This window comes from Enterobacter sp. ECC_219_Taxon_10, assembly GCF_058354905.1.
Genome location: NZ_CM178005.1, coordinates 1,206,530 through 1,225,569, shown reverse-complemented (window position 1 = coordinate 1,225,569; position 19,040 = coordinate 1,206,530). Strand labels below are relative to the sequence as shown.

Annotated in this window: 29 protein-coding genes; 11 read left to right on the top strand and 18 right to left on the bottom strand. The window is 47.3% G+C overall.

Going from position 1 to position 19,040, the window contains the following annotated elements; genetic code table 11:
- Positions 1-83 precede the first annotated feature (83 nt).
- Positions 84-434, bottom strand: coding sequence for an HNH endonuclease (locus AC4ICF_RS05750; protein ID WP_320720875.1), 351 nt, complete (start codon positions 432-434; stop codon positions 84-86).
- Between the two features lie 101 nt (positions 435-535).
- Between AC4ICF_RS05750 and AC4ICF_RS05745 the strand changes: the two genes are divergently transcribed.
- A complete protein-coding gene (locus AC4ICF_RS05745; RefSeq protein WP_077064159.1) occupies positions 536-715 on the top strand; it encodes a hypothetical protein in 180 nt (59 codons plus the stop codon).
- A gap of 16 nt (positions 716-731) precedes the next feature.
- Here AC4ICF_RS05745 and AC4ICF_RS05740 read toward each other — a convergent pair whose 3' ends face one another.
- Positions 732-1,340 (bottom strand): hypothetical protein, encoded by a 609-nt coding sequence (locus AC4ICF_RS05740; RefSeq protein ID WP_116341793.1) that lies wholly within the window; start codon positions 1,338-1,340, stop codon positions 732-734.
- Positions 1,341-1,502: 162 nt separating this feature from the next.
- On the opposite strand from AC4ICF_RS05740, the gene AC4ICF_RS05735 reads away from it, so the two are divergent.
- Complete coding sequence (locus AC4ICF_RS05735; RefSeq protein WP_116341435.1) at positions 1,503-1,736, top strand: hypothetical protein; 234 nt, start codon at positions 1,503-1,505, stop codon at positions 1,734-1,736.
- A gap of 4 nt (positions 1,737-1,740) precedes the next feature.
- Here AC4ICF_RS05735 and AC4ICF_RS05730 read toward each other — a convergent pair whose 3' ends face one another.
- On the bottom strand, positions 1,741-1,908 hold the full coding sequence (locus AC4ICF_RS05730) for a hypothetical protein (RefSeq protein ID WP_232935880.1): 168 nt from the start codon (positions 1,906-1,908) through the stop codon (positions 1,741-1,743).
- Between the two features lie 11 nt (positions 1,909-1,919).
- A complete protein-coding gene (locus AC4ICF_RS05725; protein ID WP_491466179.1) occupies positions 1,920-3,377 on the bottom strand; it encodes a glycosyltransferase family 2 protein in 1,458 nt (485 codons plus the stop codon).
- A 189-nt stretch (positions 3,378-3,566) separates the two neighbouring features.
- Between AC4ICF_RS05725 and AC4ICF_RS05720 the strand changes: the two genes are divergently transcribed.
- Positions 3,567-3,857 (top strand): Bor family protein, encoded by a 291-nt coding sequence (locus AC4ICF_RS05720; protein WP_491466178.1) that lies wholly within the window; start codon positions 3,567-3,569, stop codon positions 3,855-3,857.
- A gap of 544 nt (positions 3,858-4,401) precedes the next feature.
- Here AC4ICF_RS05720 and AC4ICF_RS05715 read toward each other — a convergent pair.
- The 3 genes from AC4ICF_RS05715 to AC4ICF_RS05705 are packed head-to-tail and all read right to left on the bottom strand — an operon-like array spanning position 4,402 to position 5,727.
- Complete coding sequence (locus AC4ICF_RS05715) at positions 4,402-4,959, bottom strand: hypothetical protein (RefSeq protein ID WP_491466177.1); 558 nt, start codon at positions 4,957-4,959, stop codon at positions 4,402-4,404.
- Positions 4,938-5,477: a lysozyme gene (locus AC4ICF_RS05710; RefSeq protein WP_491466176.1), complete on the bottom strand. Its 540-nt coding sequence runs from the start codon at positions 5,475-5,477 to the stop codon at positions 4,938-4,940. Before AC4ICF_RS05710 ends, AC4ICF_RS05715 begins: the two co-directional genes overlap by 22 nt.
- A gap of 1 nt (position 5,478) precedes the next feature.
- Complete coding sequence (locus AC4ICF_RS05705) at positions 5,479-5,727, bottom strand: class II holin family protein (RefSeq protein WP_491466175.1); 249 nt, start codon at positions 5,725-5,727, stop codon at positions 5,479-5,481.
- A gap of 253 nt (positions 5,728-5,980) precedes the next feature.
- Here AC4ICF_RS05705 and AC4ICF_RS05700 point away from each other — a divergent pair, with 253 nt between their 5' ends.
- A complete protein-coding gene (locus AC4ICF_RS05700; RefSeq protein WP_491466174.1) occupies positions 5,981-6,502 on the top strand; it encodes a hypothetical protein in 522 nt (173 codons plus the stop codon).
- A 230-nt stretch (positions 6,503-6,732) separates the two neighbouring features.
- On the opposite strand, the gene AC4ICF_RS05695 is transcribed toward AC4ICF_RS05700, so the two are convergent.
- The 6 genes from AC4ICF_RS05695 to AC4ICF_RS05670 form a co-directional block, all read right to left on the bottom strand.
- Positions 6,733-7,209, bottom strand: a complete 477-nt coding sequence (locus tag AC4ICF_RS05695) for a hypothetical protein (RefSeq protein ID WP_491466173.1) — start codon at positions 7,207-7,209, stop codon at positions 6,733-6,735.
- A 231-nt stretch (positions 7,210-7,440) separates the two neighbouring features.
- Positions 7,441-8,223 carry an antitermination protein gene (locus AC4ICF_RS05690; protein WP_491466172.1) on the bottom strand — a complete coding sequence of 261 codons (783 nt, stop codon included), beginning with the start codon at positions 8,221-8,223 and terminating at the stop codon, positions 7,441-7,443.
- 27 nt (positions 8,224-8,250) lie between these two features.
- Complete coding sequence (locus AC4ICF_RS05685; protein WP_491466171.1) at positions 8,251-9,630, bottom strand: replicative DNA helicase; 1,380 nt, start codon at positions 9,628-9,630, stop codon at positions 8,251-8,253.
- Positions 9,627-10,508: an ATP-binding protein gene (locus tag AC4ICF_RS05680; RefSeq protein WP_491466170.1), complete on the bottom strand. Its 882-nt coding sequence runs from the start codon at positions 10,506-10,508 to the stop codon at positions 9,627-9,629. The genes AC4ICF_RS05685 and AC4ICF_RS05680 overlap by 4 nt, the downstream gene beginning before the upstream one ends.
- Before the next feature lie 15 nt (positions 10,509-10,523).
- Entirely contained in the window at positions 10,524-11,333 is an 810-nt protein-coding gene (locus AC4ICF_RS05675) for a helix-turn-helix domain-containing protein (RefSeq protein WP_491466169.1), read from the bottom strand.
- A gap of 78 nt (positions 11,334-11,411) precedes the next feature.
- A complete protein-coding gene (locus tag AC4ICF_RS05670) occupies positions 11,412-11,624 on the bottom strand; it encodes a helix-turn-helix transcriptional regulator (protein WP_095428798.1) in 213 nt (70 codons plus the stop codon).
- 107 nt (positions 11,625-11,731) lie between these two features.
- Between AC4ICF_RS05670 and AC4ICF_RS05665 the strand changes: the two genes are divergently transcribed.
- The 7 genes from AC4ICF_RS05665 to AC4ICF_RS05635 all read left to right on the top strand — a co-directional run bounded on the left by AC4ICF_RS05665 (position 11,732) and on the right by AC4ICF_RS05635 (position 15,315).
- Positions 11,732-12,394: a LexA family protein gene (locus AC4ICF_RS05665; protein WP_491466168.1), complete on the top strand. Its 663-nt coding sequence runs from the start codon at positions 11,732-11,734 to the stop codon at positions 12,392-12,394.
- 199 nt (positions 12,395-12,593) lie between these two features.
- The gene (locus AC4ICF_RS05660) at positions 12,594-12,899 is read left to right on the top strand and encodes a hypothetical protein (RefSeq protein WP_008499353.1); all 306 of its coding nucleotides are present in this window, start codon (positions 12,594-12,596) and stop codon (positions 12,897-12,899) included.
- A 64-nt stretch (positions 12,900-12,963) separates the two neighbouring features.
- Positions 12,964-13,350, top strand: coding sequence for a S24 family peptidase (locus AC4ICF_RS05655; RefSeq protein ID WP_491466167.1), 387 nt, complete (start codon positions 12,964-12,966; stop codon positions 13,348-13,350).
- A 106-nt stretch (positions 13,351-13,456) separates the two neighbouring features.
- Positions 13,457-13,807: a hypothetical protein gene (locus AC4ICF_RS05650; RefSeq protein WP_491466166.1), complete on the top strand. Its 351-nt coding sequence runs from the start codon at positions 13,457-13,459 to the stop codon at positions 13,805-13,807.
- 2 nt (positions 13,808-13,809) lie between these two features.
- Complete coding sequence (locus AC4ICF_RS05645) at positions 13,810-14,232, top strand: hypothetical protein (protein ID WP_491466165.1); 423 nt, start codon at positions 13,810-13,812, stop codon at positions 14,230-14,232.
- Positions 14,232-14,450: a hypothetical protein gene (locus tag AC4ICF_RS05640; protein ID WP_491466164.1), complete on the top strand. Its 219-nt coding sequence runs from the start codon at positions 14,232-14,234 to the stop codon at positions 14,448-14,450. Before AC4ICF_RS05645 ends, AC4ICF_RS05640 begins: the two co-directional genes overlap by 1 nt.
- Before the next feature lies 1 nt (position 14,451).
- On the top strand, positions 14,452-15,315 hold the full coding sequence (locus AC4ICF_RS05635; RefSeq protein ID WP_491466163.1) for an ORF6N domain-containing protein: 864 nt from the start codon (positions 14,452-14,454) through the stop codon (positions 15,313-15,315).
- An 84-nt stretch (positions 15,316-15,399) separates the two neighbouring features.
- Here AC4ICF_RS05635 and AC4ICF_RS05630 read toward each other — a convergent pair whose 3' ends face one another.
- From AC4ICF_RS05630 to AC4ICF_RS05610, 5 genes are all read right to left on the bottom strand, one after another.
- Positions 15,400-15,573, bottom strand: a complete 174-nt coding sequence (locus AC4ICF_RS05630) for a hypothetical protein (RefSeq protein WP_164504972.1) — start codon at positions 15,571-15,573, stop codon at positions 15,400-15,402.
- On the bottom strand, positions 15,573-16,169 hold the full coding sequence (locus AC4ICF_RS05625) for a Rha family transcriptional regulator (RefSeq protein WP_491466162.1): 597 nt from the start codon (positions 16,167-16,169) through the stop codon (positions 15,573-15,575). The genes AC4ICF_RS05630 and AC4ICF_RS05625 overlap by 1 nt, the downstream gene beginning before the upstream one ends.
- A 104-nt stretch (positions 16,170-16,273) precedes the next feature.
- On the bottom strand, positions 16,274-16,471 hold the full coding sequence (locus tag AC4ICF_RS05620) for a helix-turn-helix transcriptional regulator (RefSeq protein ID WP_410380479.1): 198 nt from the start codon (positions 16,469-16,471) through the stop codon (positions 16,274-16,276).
- Between the two features lie 137 nt (positions 16,472-16,608).
- Positions 16,609-17,556 carry a DUF6387 family protein gene (locus tag AC4ICF_RS05615; RefSeq protein ID WP_491466161.1) on the bottom strand — a complete coding sequence of 316 codons (948 nt, stop codon included), beginning with the start codon at positions 17,554-17,556 and terminating at the stop codon, positions 16,609-16,611.
- Between the two features lie 242 nt (positions 17,557-17,798).
- A complete protein-coding gene (locus AC4ICF_RS05610; RefSeq protein WP_491466160.1) occupies positions 17,799-18,992 on the bottom strand; it encodes a tyrosine-type recombinase/integrase in 1,194 nt (397 codons plus the stop codon).
- Between the last annotated feature and the right edge of the window lie 48 nt (positions 18,993-19,040).

Below are 19,040 nucleotides of genomic sequence, written 5' to 3'. Positions count from 1 at the left end.
AGGTTAGGCGGCGGTCCTTTAGCGCGTCGTTCCTGAACTTTCAACCCGCCCTCCCCCTCGGCTGGTCCAAATGAGAATCGATGTCATTTGAGTCTTTCAACCGCTGTTTTCGCCCTGTGGCAAGGCTTACAGAGGCTTTCGAGGTTGGACAGGTCATCGGTCCCCCCATTTGCTTTGGCGGTGATGTGGTCCACCGTCTCAGCGGGGGTATACCTTCCATTTCGCAGGCATTCCTGACAAAGGTGGTTATCTCTGTCGAGAACGACTGGTCGCAGCCTGTCCCACTTGCTGCCATAACCTCGCTGATGCCTGCTCTGTCCTCTCTGATGCTGCTGCCAGCCTTCGTTAAGGTGCTTAGGGCAATAGCCTGAGCGGTCTGTGGTTGTGCCAGAACAGCCACGCTTGCGGCATGCTCGCGGTATTTGTGATGGCATTAACACTCCTAAAAAAATGAGTCATCGCCACATTGAAAACGTAAATTCTTACTGCAAAGTGTATTTGCCACGCTTTTGTGGTTAATTTCGTGGAGGTATTTATGGGTTTGAAACCTGGTCAGTCTAGTGGACGTGATGGCGGTGTATATCGTGAACGCGGTCCGCGTGGCGGCCAAACCGATAATTACACAACCATTCCTGATAACCATAGGGCACCACCAACTTCAAAACCTGGTGCAACATGGGAACCAGTAAAACGGACTCCAGACAGCAAAAGATAAAACTAATTAAACCGGCCTATTGGCCGGTTTTCCAGGCGATTCTCCACGCTCGTCGCCGTTCTGTGCGTGGCGCTGAGTCAGGGTGACACTCGACTGATTCAAAGTCTGCATGGTCCACCAGCGAGTAACACGGATAGACCACTGCACCGCCCCAAGCATCACCCACGGCATAATCAGCGGGCTTACTGCTATCCCATCGAGACAACACGCGACTGATATGTTGCGGAGGTACGCTATAGCACACCCCGTGTATCAGCTGCGGCAGCGTGATGTGGTCAGCCTGAGTCTTATCAGCAACAATCAGCCGCTCGGCTATCCGCATTTGATACTGAGGTGGTCGACCTGTACCGAGATAAAAACTCACCAGAGAATCAGGGAAGCGGTTTAGCCAGAGACCTATCACCAGTTCAGTAAAACTGTTTGAAGGCTGAGCATCATCTTCAACTACAATTACCCGGCATGTTTGTTCTGCTGCCCACTCAAGCGCGCGCCGATGATTCCAGTTCGCGCCGTGGTTACCATCATCAATAAGCAGATAGGCATCCAGCAGCGCAGCAAGGCGTTGCGCATGTTCTAACCGGGAGTGATGGCCGACCACCACAAACTTTATGATTTCAGCCACCAGCAAATCTCCAATAAAAAAGCCGCACGATGGCGGCTATTATCTGAATATTAGGGTGTTACTTCGCTTTAACCCTGGGTAAAGTGGATGCTCAGCCCGTCAGTGTATGAACACTGACGCCTACGCCCCAAGAGGAATGGCTGTTCACCTCCATACAGGAAATATATGAGCGAAAATACCCCCAAACCTAACGACACAATTTTGATGGCTCATGATGTCATCATTGCGGGCCTTTTGACCACTCTGCCAGAAGAACAATCAATGGCGGTCCGCAATTTTGCGCTGATAAAACTCAATCAGAGATTGGAAGAAGAAAAATCAAAGGCCGAACCAAATAAATTTATTATAGAAATGTTAGAGCAAGCAAAAACATGTACTGTTAACTTGTTTTCACGATAAATAGTCAACGTTGAAAACAGCTTTCCAGAATCAACTCGATATTTCCGGTTCTGTTTGCTTTAGATAAATCCTTCATCCCATGCGGTACCTTTAAAGCGACCTCCTCAAAGGTCGTTTTTTTTCGCGAGGCATATTTGTTTTGTTGCGCACTATTAGATTTTGTTTCGTCCATTATTGATACCTTCATTTATGTTTCCACCAAGCAACTTCTTTTCCCACACCATCAGTTTTGAAAACGGTGTGTACCAGAGGCCCGGTGACCAACCTGCCAGAGAATGACTGCGCCACAATGCCGAACGCAAGCATGTCACCAACCGCTGCACCAGCCTGTTCTTTCTTCCAGAAACGATAACTCTCGATCCGGTAGTAAAGACGGATGATGCCGTGAGCGAACGCCATCACATCAGCGCGGGTGCCACCCAGCAGGCCAGCGTTAAGCATCATATCGTTGCGGTGCGCTTCGATGAACTCCTGATACATACGCTCAGGATGATTCTGTTTCGCCCAAGTATCGGCGTAGGTCTTCGGTTCAGAACCGACATAAACATTTCCGGGCTGCATTTCTTCCCACGGTGCACGGAGCATTTCGACATCGGTACCATCGGTACACCAAACGAACCGGTATTCAGGTTGATCGCGCAGGTGCTGCCAGATATGCAGCCAGCGCCGGAAGTAGACATTCATCTTCACGTCAGGGACGCGATACATCTCAACGTCTGTCGGGACCGCCTGCAGCTCATCCACCAGCGCAATACGGCCACAATTACGCAGCGAAGAGGCCCATTTAGCCAGCATGTCAGGAGAGGCGGTCATTTTCGTACCGCGCTGAGGGTCGGGCTGGCTGGTCAGTAACGTAGTGATTACCACGTCGCGTTGCCGCCGGTACTCCACATAACCGGTAAACCCGGTATCACGTCGTTGGTTGTGGATTTTTACGTTACGTTCCACCAGCGCCTGACGGTCTGGCTTCGGTACCGAACGCTCCACCGCTTCATGCTCATCGAGAGAATGGATCAGCATTTCGGAGCCTTTCACATCGGCATAAGCCCACGTAGTCAATCCAGCGTTATGAATGCGCAGGGCGAGGTCGCTGTGCTCGTACATGCCGCGACCATAAACCGGATCGAATCCGCCCACCTTCTCGATGGCGCTGCGGTGGTAATACAGCATCACGCCGCGCTGCCCGGTATACGCCACATGCTGATCGTCACGGTAAAGCACCGAAAGGTCATTGAGCTTATTCTGGCCAGCAAGATCGAGGAACTGGTAAGCCAAGTGTGGCTCGGGTGATTCGATGTAGGGAAGATGCCAGTTATCGGCGATAGGCCAGGCATCATCATCCCACAGAAAAAGATGCTCGCATCCGGCATCCATCAGGGCTGACAGGCTGGCGTTCTTCGAAGCAACAATGCCGAGTGATGTTTCATGGCGAATCAGCTGCATGCCGTGGGGAACTACCGCTGCAGGTTTTGAACCATCATCCACAACCACCACCAGCGCACCAGTTGGCAGGTGCTTCATGTGCTGTTCAAGCGCTCGTTTCAAAACGTCGGCGCGCTGATGTGTCGTTATTGCAATCCCGATCCGCGATGAAATTGCGCTGGCAGGTGCATACGGGACACCATCAATAGTGACCTGCATAATTTTCCTCTGGGAAGTTTATTAATTATCTTATTCGCAATAATGGATGTGCTGACGCTAGCAATGGATGATGTGATAGTTAATCACTAGGGAAGTAGAACAAATCTAAGTTAAACTACTGGTCTGATATGTATAAATTAATGATACATGTCATTATTTTTGCGAACCAAACCAACAATAAGGTCATTTATGAAAAAGTTAATTATGGTAGCTCTGGTTGCCGCAGCTGTTTCTGGCTGTGCCCAACAATCATTCTCAGTAAACAAAGCGCCAATGACTGCGCCACAGCAAGTCACAACACATCATTTCTTCGTTAGCGGGATTGGTCAATCCAAGCAAATTGATGCAGCTCAGGTTTGCGGTGGTGCTGATAAAGTTGTTCGTACTGAAGTTCAGCAGACTTTTGTAAACGGACTGCTGGGATTTGTCACCTTCGGTATCTATACCCCTCGTGAAGCACGTGTCTATTGCGCGAAGTAATATTTCATAGCAAGTGAAACTGATAATCCTCTAGCCCCCTAACGGGGGCTTTTTTACATCTGGTTGGTGAAACCATTATCAAGCCCACCAGCAGGCGAGCTTTGTTTTACATTTAAACATGTATTTTGTTGGCATTATTTGAACAAGATGTTAAGGTTCCACAGCCTTAGAGCAAGAAGCACATAAACAAAACAAAAGATTCAACTCATACTTGCCCCGCACCAGGGGCAATTTTTTTGGCTGAATACTGTCAAACCACATTCTTTTTATTGAATGGGAATTGCTACTGAGGTTTTTCTTCGTGCGGGGTATCAGGCATGCAGCCGAAACAGACAAGAGCTTTCAACCTCAGGAAATTCCTAATGCTTTTCGCTTACGCTTGTTGATTACTGGCTGAGTGCCAGGCTACCAAAGACTCTGATGAGGAGACTGCCAACTCCAGGGAATCATCGATAAAAAAAGAGCAAGTGAAACTGAGACTCCTGTAGCCCTCCTTGTGAGGGCTTTTTTTGATGTTGTGAAGTCATAATTTATAATTTCTCACTTACCTTACATTGACTGATTTCTGATTTGTCCTTTCCAGTTCAATCTGCCTGATACCCACTAAGTTATTATTGCCCTTCTCAATGACGGCCAGTAGCGGCTTAATCCACAAAACGGCCTGGCAATATGTCATTGAGCTGACGGTAGCGGCACGATCATCGGTTTCGTCAGGTCGGCCGGTATCGGTGTGCATTGCGCTGGCACGTAAACGGTACGCGTATTCGAGCAGCCCACCAGCGATATCAGCAGGAACAGGCAGATCACAGGTCTTTTCACGGCGGAGAATCTCCCGGTATTCGATTACGGTTTCTTCGGTGCTGGTGTCTATCAGGGAATTCATCCTACTGGCATGCTCTGCAACCTGATTGAACCGATTGAAGTTGAATGCCTGAGCGGCGATCACCTGCCCCTGTAAAGCGTTGTCGCTTCGCAGAACGTCATTATCACTCTGTATGTTGCTGGCGTATGAGCAACTTTTTACCAGTGCAATAGACAGACCAGCGATGACCATTATCGTGATTGAGATAAAATTAATTTTCACTGGTCTATCCCCCAGCATGCCAGAGCACTTTCCTGATCGCGTCGTTCCACCTGACCATAGCAGCCACTCTTCTGGCCTTTAGTTAGTCGGCAATCACGGCCACCGTCTTTAATCCACCAGCGGATAGCTTCACAGGCACCTTTCCGGTCACCTGCGTTAATGCGCTGGTAGAACGTCGATGGGTAGCATTTACCGGGCCCAATGTTGTATGGGCAGAAGGATGCAATGCCCACTTTCTGCGGTTCGGTCAGTGGGACCTTGATATTTTGGTCGACCCAGGTAAGCGCTTTATCACGCTCGATAGCGTTGACCTTCTTGCATTGCGCCTCGGTGGCGGTCATGCCCTTTACGACACGTTTTCCGTCTATAACTGTCACGCCATGGCAAAGTGACCAGATGCCACCGGGATCCACGACAGTCACAAGGGCGTTTCCTTCCTTCTCACTGATGAACTGGTCAAACAGCACAGGGGCTGATGCTCCTGCGGCGATTAGGGATAGCATGGCCGCGCTGAGTTTTGCTCTTGTCGATGCCATATCAATTATCCTGAGGTGGAGCGGTAATGTAGCCCTTCTTCAGGGCCTTCTCATATGCCTTGGTCTGGCGTCTTTTGAAATAAAGGTTGGTCAGGTATGTGGCTATACCTATAAGAAAACCGCCTACCACTGCAATCTTGTTCCAGTCGAGGTCGTGCAACCATTGCAAAATGCCGCCTCCACAAATAAGACTGCCGGACACGCAATACGAGACTGCGGATGCAATTTTGTCAGGCATATATCGGATCATCTCTATCTCCTCGCGTAATGGCGGGAGCTGTGTGTAAGGGGTCAGGCCCTCGGGACGATTTAACAAGTAGGCATGTCGATGATGGTTCCCGGAGCCTGAAATAAAAAAAGCCCGCTTTTAATGGCGGGCTAATGAGTGGCTATTCAGTGCGATAGGATGGTTGTACTAAACCATGTACTATGTATGTTGCTTTTTTGTATTTTTTTCTATCAGCATTAACTAATGGTGAACAAGCTAAATTAAGGAAAATTCAATGTTCGCAAAGCAAAAGTCTGGATTGTTGGTTTTCGCCCCTATCTGCCTCATCTTTCTGTTGTCGGCCTGCAATTCCCACTCTCCCCGTGAAAAGTTTAGTACCATTTCTGGCCGCGTACCGCCAACGACCAGTAGCATCAGCTTTACAAAGCAGCAACTAGCTCTCCCATATGAGGTGCGACTCACAGGCTCAAGTGATAACAGTATTATTTGCGACAACTGCGGAAATACTCACAAAAAGGTGTCGATCCGGGGAGGAGAGAACCTCACACAGTACAACATGATGGTTGAGAGCCCTTATTTCACTTTCTTATGTACCCGAACTGTCGGTGGATGCTGGAGTGGTTCATGGGTTGCCATAAACAAAAACCTTGCCAAACCGTATGTGGAAAAGGTATGGCTTGGTAGTAATTCAGATATCCGCAATATCATACCCTCTAACGATCAGCGCAGGACCTTATTACAGGTAACCTATTTGAATGGCACGCAGAAGGTTTTTGTATTCGATAACGATAAATAACCTAAGGCTGCATAACAATCACCGGGCTAATCACAACAGGGAAGGAATACTTTGAGCTGAAGGAACAGCAATTAGCCCACAAAGACAGTCACACCAACCGTTCCCTATGGCTCCCCCTGAAAGGCTCTGTGGTTGAATTGCGCCGAGCGTGGCGCGGGTATGAAAAAGGCCGCCCGTGGGCAGCCCTTAATCCAAAACATCTAATGTTGCTAGCTTTCTGCTAAGTTCCGTTAATTAGGAAACCTAGATTTTATTTGTCTCATAACTGCTTCTTTAACGAGGCCACAAGCTTCGTAGTAGCCGTTACCTTCCCCACCAAGAGGAACCTCCTCCTGTTCAGAGTTACCAACAGTGACAATAACGCTACGATTACTTATAGACATTCTAATTGGAACGTAAATCCACTGGCCGCCTTGAATGTTTTCGTTAATTAATGTTGCCATTAAAAAAGACACATTATTTTGATTATCAAGTGCAAGAGTTTTGGTGGATTGTTGAGCATACATTCCTTCGTCACTCATGTTCATTAGTCTGGCGTAAGGGTAAGCTCTTTGCCCATCAGACCAAGAATCATGAGGTGTATGTAAGGATTGTTTATATTGTGTCAGAAACTCTTCCGCTTCATTGCGAAGCATCTGAGTTAGTTCCTGGACTCTTTTTTCAACCTGCTCTCTTGCTTGGATAAAATCTGAAAACTTAATAAGCATGATTAATTCCTTTATCAAAGAGAAGGAATATCATCTCATCAGCTAGCCGTAGAGGGAATGATGGCAAACATAAAAATTTGAGGTTCTTCCAAGTTTATAAATAAAAAACCCGCGCTGAGGCGGGTTTGGTCTCGTATAGGCGTAAAACCCCACGATGGAAAGCATACAGGACGGTTTTATGCAAAGTCAACACTAACGTGCAAAAAAGTGTCGGCATTTGCTCCGATCATATTAATGAGTTGTCGCCTTCTCAAATTCCACTGATGCATGACGCTCCCCCTGGCGCAGAGTGTCCACCAGCATTTCATAGAAGGGTTTCCAGTTGCGTGACCATGAGGACTGATGGAGGTCAGGGAGGCGCTTCAGAATGCCGCGGTGTACCGTCGCCGAGGAGATAGCAGAGAAGCCATTACCAGAGCAACGTTCACACGTTTTGAAAACCGGTGCGCCGCGGTCTTTAGTCGCTTTGCGGTCCAACACTTCGCCTTTACCGCCACACCTGCACCGGGCTAGGATCACTTTCTTTCCTCCGCATGTTCCGCAAACCCTATTCACCAGCTCATTTTTAATCCTCGGGGCCACTACTTCGGCACCGTCGGCGTCGAAAATACCAGGATGTTTAACCACATCCTCATTCCCGGAGATGAACCCGGTACCACTGCAACTGTGACATGTCACGCTGGTAGCCGCCGAACGGGAGTAATCAGCAAAGGCAAATTGTGCCAACATCTGCATACACCATCCGAACTGCCCACCAGCTGCTTTGCGAACATTCTTCGGTGCGACATCCATCGCATATCGCGCCAGCGCCTGAACTGCGAGCTGTTCATCCGTTTTGCTGATTCCCGCTTTACCGAAGAACGCCGCCAGGCCGAAGCGCGCACGGCTGCTGGTGGTGCCAATCGCCGCCATTACATCTGTTCCTGTAAGGCGGTCCGGAGAAGTTCCCTTCACGTCGTCGCTGATGTGCATTCCCTGAGGACTAAAATGTTTGAGTGATGCTTCCAGTTTCATAAGGTTGCCCTCGTTGCTTTGATGTTTTTAATAGTCTGCATTGCTGGAATGCCTTTCTTTTGAGTAACGTCTGGTCTGGGCTTTCTGCTGTGGCGCAGAACGCTGCTTTGCTAACTCCTGGTCAATTGGCAGGAAATGCCCGTTATAGAATCGACGGTAGATCGTGCCCAGCTCACCATTGCGCTGTTTGGTCACGTTAATTTCCGCTATCCCCTTTGCTGGCGACTCAGGGTTATAAACTTCGTCGCGATAAAGCATCATGATCAGATCAGCATCTGCCTCAATCTCACCCGAGTTTTTTAGGTCTGAGTTCATCGGTCGTTTGTTGGGCCGAGACTCAACGCCACGAGAAAGCTGGCTCAGGGCAAGCACCGGAGTTTTATTAGATTTAGCCAGACGCTTAAGTCCTTTTGACACCTCACCGACGGCAAGGTCATATCGTGCAGTGCTTTCAATTTTGATTAGTGCCAGGTAATCCACGACCACCAGCGCTATTTCCGGATGAGCCAGCTGTAGGCGGGTAGCTATCTGTTGAATCTGATCTACTGTCAGATCGGTGGAATCAACCATCCAGATACTGCGGCCTGTCAGGCGCTCTACACCGTTTGTCAGTCTGGCCCAGTCCTCATCTTCAAAATCAGCAGCCTTTTTCAGGCGTGAAACCGACATGCCGCCGGCAGCGGATACCATTCGCTCTCCGATCTGGATATTTGGCATTTCCATGCTGAAGAACAGCACACCACGGCCCTGCTCAGAAACTTTGTCGATGATATCCAGCGCCAATTCAGTTTTACCCATCGACGGACGCGCAGCGATAAACACCAGATCTGTTGGTTCAATGCCGCCAGTCTTTGCATCAAGCTCTTCAATACCCGTCATGAGGCTTCTGGCTTCTTCGAGCCCGCGGTTGCGTGCATCTACCCGATCCACTACAGCAGGAAGAATGTCGTCGATATGAACTGGCTGAACGGTCTTTTCTTCGAGAGAAATTGCGGCAATGCTGTCCTGTGCAGCCCTGAATGCCGATAAAGCCGCATCACCATTGTGAGCACTCCGGAGATCAGCCAGCGCCCTTTCAATCACAGCTTCGGCATCACGAACAGCTGCATTACGCTCCAGCGTGGCAACGTAGGACACAAGCGCCGACTTCGCCCATGCGATACGGCTCGAGTCCAGAATGATTGCGCTGTGCTTTGGCATACTTTCGCAGAGCAATACAGGGTCAATAACGCCGGCTCCACGCGCCTGACGGCAGATACCTGTGTAGATTTCCCGATACTGTGGTACCGAGAAGGCGCTGGCCGGAACTCTGGACAGAATATCCAGTACCTCAGGGTCGGCACCACGCAGAAAAATTGCGCCGATCACCGCACCTTCCAGATCTTCATTTTTCCAGACAGGCGTCATGCTATAACTCCTGATGCGATAGCGCGGAAACTTCCCCAGCCAAATGCCAGACGGTTGCGGCCACCATCGGTAACCCGGTCCACAATTCGCTCACCAATCGTTTCTTTCAGCTGGTCGAATGTAAGATTGCTGATCAGGATTGTTGGCAAAATGCTTTCATACCGGGCATTGATGATTTCCTGCAGGATGGTCATTTCAGTCGGGCTGCCGAACTGAACACCCACTTCGTCGATAATCAGCAGATCCAGTGAAGCGAAGCGCTCAATGACATCTTCCTCTGTCATTTCAGAATTGTGGCGCCACGTACTTTTCACCGCTCGGGTTAGGCGCATAACATCAGTGATTTCCACTTTAGCGAGATGATCGCGGATGATGCTTTTCGCCATAGACACTGCTAGGTGGTTTTTGCCGGTACCGCAGTTGCCAGTCATCACAAGCCCAGTTCCAGCTTTCAGTCGATCAGGCCAGCTGCTGGCATAGCGCTGACAGGAGGAGAGGTTTTTGGCGGCATCCTGATTGATAGGCTGGTAGTTATCGAATTCACATGCTTCGAAACGTCGTGCGATCCCCGCATTGTCAATCAGGTCGGCCACTCGTAATGCACGCAGACTGGATTCAATGCTCGCCAGTTCCGCTTTCACACACTCAGGGCATTGGGAATGCTTAACATTTTCAACACCCCGGAACGCTTTTCCAATAAGGGAAATACACTCATAGCCGCCATGTTTCTCGCAGGAAGCAGTGTGGCATTCACCAGACTCCCAACTTCTCCACTGCCACGGTTTTTGATGTTCAACAGCGAGCGCCAGTTCTTCATGAAGCCCTTCTCGCTTCGCCACCAGAGCTTCCCTTTCTTCGCGTTGTTTAATACTCAGCATAGTGATTTCTCCCGCTTACCAGTTGCAATCTGACTGACCGTAATCTTGCTCACTAAACCCGGATACCGGCAGACCACCAGTCCTTACGTTTGCAGGACCAGATGGTGCCTGCCATGACTCTTCGAAATGCCGATCAGGCCCAAAGAACGTTGCCGCCTGCTTCACGTACTGCGTTCCAGCGCTACCTGTAGCACGGACATAACCGGCGTAACGGTTTACACCATCCAGCATTGCCTCAGTGGTAACACCGTCTTTGATTCGAGCTCTCCACGCTTTCCAGGCAGCAGCTTTAGAATTACCGCCAGCACGTTTTGGGTATGCCTGCCACGCCTGCTCGAACTCGTTGGAATAGTTCTCTTTGGAAGAGCGATTTTCAGAATGGTTATCAGATGAACCGTTATATTTAGGTTCTATGACTGATTCATTGACTGGTTCAAAAGAGTGACTGATTCTGGGTGCAGCTCCTGCACTACCCACTAGTGAATCTCCTGCACTATGTGGTGAATCTCCTGCACCAGGCAGTGAACGATTTGCACTACCCCCTAGTGAATCTCCTGCACTACTAAAATCAAGGCGGTAAACATTACTTGAGTTACCTTTTGGCCCCGGGCGAAGTTCTTTTTTTACCAGGCCGCATTCACACAAAGCATCAATGTGATTCATCACAGATCGCTTACTGATTTCGCACTGATCAGCGATATGTTGATAGCTCGGCCAGCACTCGCCATGGTCACTAGCGTTATCTGCAAGCTTCAGTAGCACGAGCTTACGCAGAGGATTTCCCACCTTGACCTTCATTGCTTTAACCATCAGTTCCATGCTCATGCGACACCCGCCAACTCATCTTCGTTACTGAATTCAGCCACCAGTAAAGGTTCGCTAACGCAATAATGTCGTGGCATGTCACTCTCCAATGATTGGGGGGAAAATATCCTCAATAGATAACTTTTTCCCATTTTTACTTAATGCCTCTACCAACTGATGGCATGTTTTAATATCAGGAGTTCGCCTTCCAGATTCGTAATGGCCAATAGAACTAATCGTTTGACCAATTTCATTAGCCAAGCCCCGTTGGGTAAGATGAAGCGATCGCCTTAATTCTCTAAGGTTGTTCATGATTCCTCCTTATGGAGAATCAAATGTACATTATGTAGTTTACATAATCAAACAAATTGTACATATTGTGCATTGAGGTAAACTACACAAGGTGTATCATTTAGATCATGAAAAAACACTGGAACGAACTGGCTAAAGCCAGACTAGCTGTGCTTGGTATGACCCAAGCAGAACTCTCTGAGAAGATGGGTGTAACTCAGGGAGCAATGGGGCATTGGCTTAACGGGAGGAGAAGCCCTTCGTTAGCAGAGGTAGGTACGATATTCAAAATACTGGAAATTTCTGGAGCCAGTTTAAATCCTGACGGGACATTTACAGTTGCAGACGATCTAACGCATCCTCCAGTGAAGCAGCAATATGAGTATCCTCTTTTCACAACATTGCAGGCTGGTCAGTTTGCTCAAGGTACAGCGTTAACTGAGCGTGATTCTTTGCAATGGGTTGCTTCGACCAAGAAAGCAGGCTCCAGTTCGTTTTGGCTTGAAGTTAGCGGACATTCAATGACTGCTCCTCAAGGAACAAAGCCTAGTTTTCCGGAAGGAATGCTCATTTTAGTTGATCCTTCAGAGGTTGTTGATCATGGTGATTTTTGCGTGGCGGCTATTCACAACGATTCAGAAGTTACATTCAAGCGATATGTTCGTGAAGATGGTCAGCCATGGCTGGAGCCTCTCAATCCAAACCCTCGCTATCAAAGCATTCCTTGCAACGAGGACTGCAGAATCATCGGAAGGGTTATAACAGCCCAGTGGCCTGAAGATACTTTCTAATAACACCATTTTTACTATAAGACCGCTTTTTTAATTGCGGTCTTTTTTGCTTCCCCGCAAAACCTCACATCATGTAATTTATTTCCTTTTAATATTCATACACTTTGTACAAATCACTCAAATTAATGTACGATTTGTATAGACATAAATATGTACGTTTTGTAGTATTCATTCATCGGCAAACAACGGAGCCAATGAGATGAACACAACCTCCCTACCAAAACCAAACAGCATGGAATTTGATATTCACGCCAAGCTCAAAGCAGCAAATTCGCACTGGTCTTATTGCTATGCTGTGCAGCCTTGTGAGAAAGGATTTAATTATCAATTTAATACAACGTTTGTTGGTGAGATGGAGTTCGCCGTTTACGAACGCATCGATAACTATTTCGTCCTGGTTGATTTTTTTAAGTCATACGATGAAGCATGTGATGATGCTAAAAAAATCATTGATGCTTACCCTGACATTAAGAAAATGTTCGAAGCCAAACAAGCAACATATTAATTAACCCAACTTAGTATAAAAACACCTTTTCGGGTGGGGACGAACTCACCCTGAGGAAATGAAAATGCAAAATTCTCTCGCAATTAATCAACCAATAAAAACACCTCAAATACTGTTTGGCTCTGACAATATTAATGACTTTGGTAACCGCGTTCAGAGCTGCAGGATGGAAGGTGACTCAATGCAGCCGACCATTGAACCATGTGAGGTTGTGGCTTTCGTTGATTGCGGTGGCCGTGCGCTTACCCCTGGCATTTATGTTTATACGATGGATGTATTTGGTCGTCGGTGCCTTTTTATTAAGAGAGTTGAGCCATTAGTTTGTGGTTCATTGAAGATTATTTCGGACAATCATCATTACGAAACCTTCACCATCAATACCGATGAACTTAAAGATATGAAAATTCACGGTCGTGTAGTCGCTTCTTTGGCTGTGAAGCACTTTGTATGACTTTCATAAAAGACCAATCAGCATACAGAGCGGCCTGTCTTTATGCAGCTAGTGGTTACGAGGCAATCGCTCGCCTTTATCTCAAGAAAGCTTATGGGTACTAACTATGAATATTATCGAAACTTACCGGCGCAGAGTTGCTAACGCGGCATTGGCGCGACTCAAACGTAAGACTGGTGGAAACCTACTAATTATAAAACTGCCAGATAACAAAATTGAAACCGTAGAGATAAATGAGCACTTCTTGAATCAGCTGTTATTACGGTTTGAAGGATTAACTCGCGGTGGGCTTAACCGATATGAGGGTGACGCTACTATCAAAACAGCATATCAAAATGCCATAGAAATTAATAAACACACCGAATATCTGACAGATTCAGGGAAATTAATTATCGACGAATTTCTGAACGAGGTTGTTGATTACGTGAAAAAGAAGCATGTAAGTGAGGAAAATTAATTATGTTCGATAACCGCACCGCCAGCACGATTGACCTGGCATTACAGAAACACGATACGCCAGTTGGCCCGCTGTTCGTGGCAGTACGCCACGGACGCATTAAAAAATGCTTCTCCCGAGATACGGCGATCCGGTATCTGGCGTTCTTCATGACTTCAGAAGCATTTGAGCGCTCCGGATTTGAGCAGCGTCACCCGGATGTGCAGGCAGTCCATCCTCTTAAGCCAGAACTTAACTGTTGGCAGCGGGGCGGCGTAACCCATGAGTATTTCATGGCCCACCAGCGTTGTATTCGCCGTCTGCGTCGAATCCTGGAACGTAAGCGCGAAGCACAAAAGTGGCTGGCGAAGTGGGACTCCATGCACGACCGCTACGTGAAAGAGCAGGCAGAGCTGCAGGCCAGCAAACCAAAGGGGGTGCGCTGATGGTAAAGAGACGTAGCAGAAAAATTCGACAAGGGCTATGTGGGCTGACGCTGGCACAAGGGCACCGGCTAACACGGGAACCAGTTCGCGAAAATGCGCAATGTGAGCAGTTTGTATCGCTGTTCAGTACCGGGGACGGCAACGTACTGATGCCACTGAATCGCAGTATGCGCCGTTATGCAAAACACATCGTGATCGAACTGGAGGAGGGGAAATAACATGGCTAAAAAAACTGAAGTGGCACCGGTAGCCGCCCGCGACCTGCAACACATTGAGTATCGCGGTCAGCGAGTGGTGACCACTGAACAACTGGCGGCGGGTTATGGTGCGACCGAGAAAATGCTCACCAACAACTTCTCCCGTAACGAATCGCGCTTCATTGAAGATAAGCACTTCTTCAAAGTAGAAGGGGCCGAATTGCATGAGCTTAAAAGGCTCCCCTCTTTAAGAGGGTTGGTTAGCAAGTATACAAGTCAGCTTGTTTTGTGGACAGAACGCGGTGCCGCCAACCACGCGAAGATGCTGGAAACCGATCAAGCCTGGGGATATCACGAAGACCTGGTGGAATTTTACTTTACTCAGCGTGATGCCATCGCGGCACCGTCAACACAGGTGGCTCTCAGCCGTAAACAGCTGGCGATGATGGTTATCGAGGCAGAAGAACGGGCAGAAGCGGTGGCGTTGGAAAACAAAACACTCAACGCGACGGTTGAAAGCCTGGAAAAGCACTTCACCAAAGGCATGACGATCCCGGCATTCTGTAAGGCTCTTAATGGCGTCAATATCAACAAAATGATGTGGTGGATATTCGAGCGTGACTGGGTGTTCAACGAGCAACGTGATCCTGAGAAAGATCCTCGCTGGCGTGTCGCCTCATATGCCCGTGACAAATACCTCACAGAAGACCAGACGCAGATAACCCCGCACGGTATGGATGCTTTCACAAAGTTTACACCTGTGCTTCTGGAGAAAGGCTGTCATCGCCTATACCAGCTGTATATGAAAGGTGAACTGCCGATGAAAAAGACATGGAACGGCGAATACAGCCACGATAAAGCGATTTATACGCCTGAAGGCCTCTGAGATGTATGGCCAGTAGAGAAACGCGTGAAGGAAGGTGAACGGATGAAAATATGGGGTGGCGTAAGCCACCCATAGTAACGAAATCTATAATACGCCTTCATGCTCGAGTGCCTTGCGGGCGATTTCCCCTACTAAATCTACAAGCTCATACAGCAGCGTTGCTTCTTTCCCGGTAGTGGATAAATAGCCGGCAGCGACTGCAAGCGCCCTGATTCTCTCAAGCTCATTAACTGGATTCAGTTTTTGCTCCTGACACATTAATGAATCTCCTTATCACGATCGCTACCGATAAAATCGAGCTTCAACTGACTGAGGCTTTCAACCAGCGATTCCGCTTTCTCGAGCAGTACCAGATCGTCCTGACGTTTACGCAAACGGCGGCCAGCGTCACTTGAGTCTTCATCTGATACCTTACGGGCTCCAGCCACAATCGCCTGCAATTCTTGCACTGAGCAATTGAGGTAGCCATGAGCCTGGCGATCTAACTCTTCCATATAGTCGTAAACTTTGGCCTGCAGCTCATAGCTATAACTCATCGCCATTAGGCAAGCTTCGCGCTTAGGGTACTGGTAGCAAGGAAGCTCACGCCCTGTGCTATCACTATACTGAGCCAAAAATTTGGCTGAGTGTCCCTCACCCAAAACCTTCGGCGACTTGGCAAGGATGTGTTTGTGTTGAATCTTCGTATAGCGCTTGCATGGGAAAGTTAATCCTTCTGCTTCTGCTTTCGCTTTACGCTCGGCATTGATGTAATCGACCATTTCTAAGCTACTCATAGTCGGCGTAGAAATGCCGTGCTGACCGATTTTAGGTTGAGAGAGTCCCTGCCCGGAGAGGGCATACAATTTAGTCATGATGATTTACCTGTCGTTAATTAGTTGGTAGCTGTCGCGACGATCAGATCTTAACCAGATGCTAATGCAACGACACGCAACAAATGCACATAAGGGGTTCTTATTCAGGCAACCTCCTTGCGTGATTCTTCGATGCGCTGGTTGATCCATTCATCTACTTCACTTTCGACGAAGGCGATGGCTCGGGAGCCAATTTTGACGGAGGATGGGAATTTCCCCTGACTCATCAAGCGATAAATCCACGCCTTGCTGTAACCGGTTCGACGTATGACTTCAGATATTCTTACTAGAGACTTTGACATAGTTTATCTCCCATTGCATTTAGTCATCTACAGCAGGAGAGTCTCATTAGTTCGTAAGTCAAGCAGCACAAAAATAGAGAAAAAATAACTTTTGGAGCCTAGCCGTTGGCTAATCTCAACAAGTTTCACCCAAGCGTTTATTCGGCGATTTTCATCACATCTGAAAGTCTCATAGTTCGTAGGTAATCGTTTTTCATCGTATAAAATTTAAGCTGTTGTAATGTTGATTCAAAGACGATTTTTTCAACAAATGGCCTAACGCTGTCTTTTATTTGTTGCCCTCCAACAACGTCATCTCCATCTAGGGGATATAAAACCCTAGCAATAAGCTCATTACTTATCTTTCTCTGATTAACAGACTCCCATAACAGTAGATCCAAAAACGGGAACACTCTATATGAATAAATTTTCTTTATCGTTGAAATACCAACTCTTTGTTTATATTGCTCAGGCTCATCGATTCCAAGTTGTTTACGCCATTGCTTTAACAATTCTTTGAATTCTGATAATAACTCATCATCAGTAAACGATGACAAATTAACATTAACAACTATTTCATCATAAAAATACTCACTACCATCTTCCACAGCATTTACACTAGAAAAAATACGGCCTGCGTTTACAACAGGTATATTATCAATTTCATCAATGTGCTTAGTTAATCGAAAATGTCTATGATACGACACAAGGTCAGCAAGTGTGAAAGGCGATAAGGCTTCGCCTTTAGCGAGCTCTTCCTCCTGAGGATGCTGATCATGATCTTTTGACATTATAGTGCGACCATGAATCCTGAAAAGGAGATCAGAAATTTCCTCATCCCCGACATCATCATCAAAAGATGAAGATATCGGTCGTTCAGATAGATCAGATGAAAGTATGGCCCCGCTTTTAATATCTTCTAAAAATTCAGCCTGAAACTTTTTAAAATTATCATCTGGATTCTCTTTAGAAGAGAGATCTAAAAGAAAAAAGATTCTATGCTCTAACTCATTTATTATTTCATCAATAGTGAGATCAAGAAATCTATTATAGATATCAAGATTCATCCAAGCAGATATTTCTTTCGGGGTCACTTTTTTAGCCATTTCATTTAACCTTGCATATTGATAATAACTCTTGCTACTGACGAGCATTCAAATTTAGATGATTATCTTCTACTATGGATTTCCTGTCCACTCACCACTGTATATAAAAACAGGTTCAAATAAAGATTTTCTCACAACCAAATCTGGAATTAAAAGCATCGCAACTCATAAAAAACAATAAAAAACAATAAAAAACAATTAGTAAACACAAAATCATCAATCAAGATCTTGCTTTTGCCCCATCAAATTTTCTTAAGGTTCTTATAGGCAAGCTCGTCCAGATAGTCCGCATACCACTGAAGCATCTCGCGTCGACCATCAATGTACTGAGCGTGATTATAGGTACCACGTATCGTGTTTCTGTCTGAATGTGCCAGCTGTGCCTCTATCCAAGCAGAATTGAATCCCTGTTCATGTAACACAGTGCTCATGGTGTGCCTGAAGCCATGGCCAGTAGCTTGACCGGCATAGCCGATACGTTTAATCACCTGGTTAATGCTGGCTTCGCTCATGGGCTTACCTGCGTCATTACGCCCAGGGAAAACATACTTTCCTCTGCCGGTAATCTCTTTGAGTTCGAGCAACAGATCCTTAGCTTGTTTGGGAATAGGAACGAGGTGTGGCCGACGCATCTTCATGCGCTCTTTTGGGATTAGCCAGAGATCTTTGCTCAGATCAAATTCATGCCACTCTGCGGCACGAAGTTCAATGGTTCGGACACTGAGGTACATGAGAAGTAATGTCGCGATGCGGGTAATTTTACTGCCGCTATATGCGTCGACAGCTTGTCTGAAGGGGCCAAGTTGAGCTGGTGAGAGATGAGGGAAATGTTGCTGTTTGGGAGATTTCAGAGCCCCGGCCAAATCAGTGACTGGGTTGTACTCGGCCCTTCCGGTGATGACAGCATAAGTAAATATCTGGCGGCAAGCCTGTCTCGTTTTCTTGAGCTTATCCAGGACACCACGTTCCTCCATCTTCTTCAGAACAGAAAGCATGTCCATGGGTTTGATATCGGTAATAGCTTTTCTACCGATATAAGGAAAAATATCTTTTCGCAGATATTCGAGGATGTCGTCAGCATAACCAGAAGACCAATTCGGTTTCTTATGTTCATGCCATTCAAGAGCAAGAGACTCAAAACTGTTATTCACCGCGAGTATTCTGGCTTGTTTCTCCGCCTGTTTAACCTCAGACGGATCTTCACCATTAGCGAGTAATCGCTTGGCTTCATTTCGCTTATCTCTTGCTTCAGCGAGGGTCACATCAGGGAAAACGCCAATTGAAAGGAGCTTTTCTTTTCCAGCGAGGCGGTACTTCAGGCGCCAGTATCGGGAACCATTCGGGTTAACTAGCAGGTACAGGCCACCGCCATCCGCCAGTTTGTAGGGCTTGTCCTGAGGCTTAGCTGTGCTTATCTGGCGTGCCGTTAACTTCATTGGGGGTATCTCTTTCCATTGAACCTGCATATACCCCCGAATGTACCC

Bases quoted from the DNA above. Each gene is read 5' to 3' on its own strand.
- AC4ICF_RS05750 (WP_320720875.1), bottom strand. From the start codon at position 434: ATGCCATCACAAATACCGCGAGCATGCCGCAAGCGTGGCTGTTCTGGC.
- AC4ICF_RS05745 (WP_077064159.1), top strand. From the start codon at position 536: ATGGGTTTGAAACCTGGTCAGTCTAGTGGACGTGATGGCGGTGTATAT.
- AC4ICF_RS05735 (WP_116341435.1), top strand. From the start codon at position 1,503: ATGAGCGAAAATACCCCCAAACCTAACGACACAATTTTGATGGCTCAT.
- AC4ICF_RS05730 (WP_232935880.1), bottom strand. From the start codon at position 1,908: ATGGACGAAACAAAATCTAATAGTGCGCAACAAAACAAATATGCCTCG.
- AC4ICF_RS05725 (WP_491466179.1), bottom strand. From the start codon at position 3,377: ATGCAGGTCACTATTGATGGTGTCCCGTATGCACCTGCCAGCGCAATT.
- AC4ICF_RS05720 (WP_491466178.1), top strand. From the start codon at position 3,567: ATGAAAAAGTTAATTATGGTAGCTCTGGTTGCCGCAGCTGTTTCTGGC.
- AC4ICF_RS05715 (WP_491466177.1), bottom strand. From the start codon at position 4,959: ATGCTGGGGGATAGACCAGTGAAAATTAATTTTATCTCAATCACGATA.
- AC4ICF_RS05710 (WP_491466176.1), bottom strand. From the start codon at position 5,477: ATGGCATCGACAAGAGCAAAACTCAGCGCGGCCATGCTATCCCTAATC.
- AC4ICF_RS05705 (WP_491466175.1), bottom strand. From the start codon at position 5,727: ATGATCCGATATATGCCTGACAAAATTGCATCCGCAGTCTCGTATTGC.
- AC4ICF_RS05700 (WP_491466174.1), top strand. From the start codon at position 5,981: ATGTTCGCAAAGCAAAAGTCTGGATTGTTGGTTTTCGCCCCTATCTGC.
- AC4ICF_RS05695 (WP_491466173.1), bottom strand. From the start codon at position 7,209: ATGCTTATTAAGTTTTCAGATTTTATCCAAGCAAGAGAGCAGGTTGAA.
- AC4ICF_RS05690 (WP_491466172.1), bottom strand. From the start codon at position 8,223: ATGAAACTGGAAGCATCACTCAAACATTTTAGTCCTCAGGGAATGCAC.
- AC4ICF_RS05685 (WP_491466171.1), bottom strand. From the start codon at position 9,630: ATGACGCCTGTCTGGAAAAATGAAGATCTGGAAGGTGCGGTGATCGGC.
- AC4ICF_RS05680 (WP_491466170.1), bottom strand. From the start codon at position 10,508: ATGCTGAGTATTAAACAACGCGAAGAAAGGGAAGCTCTGGTGGCGAAG.
- AC4ICF_RS05675 (WP_491466169.1), bottom strand. From the start codon at position 11,333: ATGAGCATGGAACTGATGGTTAAAGCAATGAAGGTCAAGGTGGGAAAT.
- AC4ICF_RS05670 (WP_095428798.1), bottom strand. From the start codon at position 11,624: ATGAACAACCTTAGAGAATTAAGGCGATCGCTTCATCTTACCCAACGG.
- AC4ICF_RS05665 (WP_491466168.1), top strand. From the start codon at position 11,732: ATGAAAAAACACTGGAACGAACTGGCTAAAGCCAGACTAGCTGTGCTT.
- AC4ICF_RS05660 (WP_008499353.1), top strand. From the start codon at position 12,594: ATGAACACAACCTCCCTACCAAAACCAAACAGCATGGAATTTGATATT.
- AC4ICF_RS05655 (WP_491466167.1), top strand. From the start codon at position 12,964: ATGCAAAATTCTCTCGCAATTAATCAACCAATAAAAACACCTCAAATA.
- AC4ICF_RS05650 (WP_491466166.1), top strand. From the start codon at position 13,457: ATGAATATTATCGAAACTTACCGGCGCAGAGTTGCTAACGCGGCATTG.
- AC4ICF_RS05645 (WP_491466165.1), top strand. From the start codon at position 13,810: ATGTTCGATAACCGCACCGCCAGCACGATTGACCTGGCATTACAGAAA.
- AC4ICF_RS05640 (WP_491466164.1), top strand. From the start codon at position 14,232: ATGGTAAAGAGACGTAGCAGAAAAATTCGACAAGGGCTATGTGGGCTG.
- AC4ICF_RS05635 (WP_491466163.1), top strand. From the start codon at position 14,452: ATGGCTAAAAAAACTGAAGTGGCACCGGTAGCCGCCCGCGACCTGCAA.
- AC4ICF_RS05630 (WP_164504972.1), bottom strand. From the start codon at position 15,573: ATGTGTCAGGAGCAAAAACTGAATCCAGTTAATGAGCTTGAGAGAATC.
- AC4ICF_RS05625 (WP_491466162.1), bottom strand. From the start codon at position 16,169: ATGACTAAATTGTATGCCCTCTCCGGGCAGGGACTCTCTCAACCTAAA.
- AC4ICF_RS05620 (WP_410380479.1), bottom strand. From the start codon at position 16,471: ATGTCAAAGTCTCTAGTAAGAATATCTGAAGTCATACGTCGAACCGGT.
- AC4ICF_RS05615 (WP_491466161.1), bottom strand. From the start codon at position 17,556: ATGGCTAAAAAAGTGACCCCGAAAGAAATATCTGCTTGGATGAATCTT.
- AC4ICF_RS05610 (WP_491466160.1), bottom strand. From the start codon at position 18,992: ATGAAGTTAACGGCACGCCAGATAAGCACAGCTAAGCCTCAGGACAAG.